Here is a 2690-nt window from a genome sequence, read left to right on the forward strand (position 1 = left end):
GGGCGCGGGCGGGTCACGGTCGTCGCCGAGGACGAGGCGGGGCTGCCCGACCTGGCGGCCTTCCTGACCGGCGTGCCCGCGGGCGCCGCCGTCCATGTCTGTGGGCCCGAGCCCCTGATGGACGCGGTCGGCGCCGTCCTGCCCGAGGGGTGCTCGCTGCATCTTGAGCGGTTCTCGCCGCGTGCGGGGGCCGGGGGCGAGCACGCCTTCGAGGTCGAACTGCGGCGCTCGGGGCGCACGGTCGCGGTCGCCGCGGACAGCACGGTGCTCGCGGCGGTCCGCGCGGAGCTGCCGGACACGGCGTACTCCTGCGAGCAGGGCTTCTGCGGGACGTGCCAACAGCGCGTGGTGGAGGGCGAGGTCGACCACCGCGACGAGCTGCTCACGGACGCCGAGCGGGCCGGTTCCATGCTGATCTGCGTCTCGCGCGCCCGCGGTGAGCGACTCGTGCTCGATCTGTGAACACCCGGGAACGCCCGTGCCCGCACCGGCTCGTCGAAAGGCCGGTTCTGCTCGGTAAGGTGTTCGTATGACTACCGGGGTGCGCCGCAGAATGGGTGTCGAGGAGCGGCGGCAGCAGTTGATCGGGGTCGCGCTCGACCTCTTCAGCCACCGCTCGCCCGACGATGTCTCCATCGATGAGATAGCGGCGGCCGCGGGCATCTCGCGGCCGCTGGTCTACCACTACTTCCCCGGCAAACTCAGCCTCTACGAAGCGGCGTTGCGCCGGGCGGCCGAGGACCTGGCCGAGCGGTTCGTGGAGCCGCACGAGGGTCCGCTCGGGGCGCGGCTGCTGCGCGTCATGGGCCGCTTCCTGTCCTTCGTCGACGAGCACGGGCCCGGCTTCTCCGCGCTGATGCGGGGCGGCCCCGCGGTCGGCTCCTCGACGACCAACGCCCTGATCGACTCGGTCCGGCAGGCGGCGTACGTACAGATCCTCACGCACCTGGGGATCACCGACCCGCCCGCCAGGCTCGAACTCGTCGTACGGTCCTGGATCTCGCTCGCCGAGTCCACGGCGCTGATCTGGCTGGACGGGCGCCGCATCCCGCGCGCGGAGCTGGAACTCCAGCTCGTCCACGACTTCGCCGCCCTCGCCGCGGTGAGCGCCGCCTACGACACGGAGATGGCGGAGCTGCTCCGGGCGATCCTCTCCGAGGAGCCCCCGGACGGCCCCTTCACCGACCTCATCACCCGCCTGGCGGCCCTGACCTCATGACACCACGCCTGACCTTCCGCGGCGCGGAGATGACCGACGTGTGGCTCGCCCTTGGGGACGGCGCGGTCGTCGGGGCGTACGAGGTGTGGTGGGACGACGAGGCGGCGTACGGTGTGCAGCCGCCCGTGGCGGGCTATGTGCACCGGCTGATGGTGCGGCGCGGGGCACGTCCGGAGACCGGCGGGAAGATGCTGGCCGCGGCCGAGCGGCGGATGGCGCAGGCGGGACGGGTGCTGTCCCGACTGGACTGCGTCACCTCCAATCCGCGTCTGCGCACGTACTACGAAGGGGTCGGGTACACGCCCGTCGGGGAGCTGGCGGGCAAGGTCGCCGCCGACGGCGGCACGTACGGGGTGCTGCTGATGGAGAAGCCGGTCGGCTAGGGGCTGTTCAGGTCTCGTTCGTCAGGCGGAGAGCCAGCAGGGCGATGTCGTCGTCGCCGTCGTGTCCGAAGCAGGCGAGCAGGGTGTCGCAGAGGTCGGCGACGCCGGGGGGCGCGTCGGCCGCGACCGCGCGTAAGTGCTCCATGGAGGCGGCGAGGTCGGTGCCGCGGGTCTCGATGAGGCCGTCGGTGACCATCAGGAACCGGTCGGTGGGCCGCAGGACCGTCTCCGTGGGCGGCGGCCTGTCCAGGCCGAGGCCGAGCAGCGGGCCCTGCGCCTTCAGGAACGTGGCGGTGCCCCCGTCGTCGACGACGAGCGGCGGGATGTGTCCCGCGTTGGCGACGCGGGTGCGGCCGGTGGCCGGGTCGACGAGCGCCAGGCAGAGGGTGGCCGTGGCGTCGGGGTGGTAGTGCTGGAGCATCTTGTCCAGGCGGTAGGCGAGGGTCCGCGGGTCGGACTCGTCGACGCAGTACGCCCGCAGCGCGTGCCGGATCTCCACCATCACCGTGGCCGCCTCCAGGGAGTGGCCGACCACGTCGCCGATGGCGGTGAGCACACCCGCCGGGGTGGGCAGCGCCGCGTAGAAGTCGCCGCCGATCTCGGTGTCGTTGGAGGCGGGCTCATAGCGCACGACGACCTCCGTGCCGGGGGCCTGCGGCACATGTGTGGGCAGGAAGCTGCGCTGGAGGGTGAGGGCGATATGGCGTTCCATCTCGTACATCAGCAGGCGTTCGGCGGCGAGCGCGGTGGCGTGGGCGAGCCGCCCCACGAGCCGGGCGGCGCCGGGGCCGCCGACCGGGGTGTACGACGGGACGGCGAGGCATACGGGCGCGCAGCCCTCGCGGCTGCGGGCGACGGTGAGCCGGGCGCCGTCCGCGTGGCCGGTGCCGTCACGGGAGAGTCCCTCGCGGGAGAGGCCATCGCGGGAGAGGCCGCCGGGCGGCGCCGACCGGAAGAAGCCGTGCGGCCAGAGCGGGACGGGCACGAAGGTGCTGCGGACGCCGACGCGGCCCGACATCATGCGGGTCACGAGGCGCGCCACGGCCTCGTGCGCCCCGTCGTCCGGCAGCGAGGCGGCGGTTCTGCGG

4 protein-coding genes are annotated in these 2690 nt (G+C 73.4%); 3 read left to right on the forward strand and 1 reads right to left on the reverse strand.

Going from position 1 to position 2690, the window contains the following annotated elements; genetic code table 11:
* The 3 genes from AB8Z36_RS35945 to AB8Z36_RS35955 form a co-directional block, all read left to right on the forward strand.
* Positions 1-462: flavin reductase family protein (locus tag AB8Z36_RS35945; protein ID WP_369217589.1), on the forward strand; the 462-nt coding region annotated here is incomplete at its 5' end.
* A 67-nt stretch (positions 463-529) separates the two neighbouring features.
* Positions 530-1219: a TetR/AcrR family transcriptional regulator gene (locus AB8Z36_RS35950; RefSeq protein ID WP_369217590.1), complete on the forward strand. Its 690-nt coding sequence runs from the start codon at positions 530-532 to the stop codon at positions 1217-1219.
* Entirely contained in the window at positions 1216-1602 is a 387-nt protein-coding gene (locus AB8Z36_RS35955; RefSeq protein ID WP_440582090.1) for a hypothetical protein, read from the forward strand. The genes AB8Z36_RS35950 and AB8Z36_RS35955 overlap by 4 nt, the downstream gene beginning before the upstream one ends.
* 7 nt (positions 1603-1609) lie before the next feature.
* Here AB8Z36_RS35955 and AB8Z36_RS35960 read toward each other — a convergent pair.
* Positions 1610-2690: PP2C family protein-serine/threonine phosphatase (locus AB8Z36_RS35960; protein ID WP_369217591.1), on the reverse strand; the 1081-nt coding region annotated here is incomplete at its 5' end.

The sequence above is a fragment of the Streptomyces flavofungini genome (assembly GCF_041028215.1).
GTDB classification, from domain to species: Bacteria; Actinomycetota; Actinomycetes; order Streptomycetales; family Streptomycetaceae; genus Streptomyces; species Streptomyces flavofungini_B.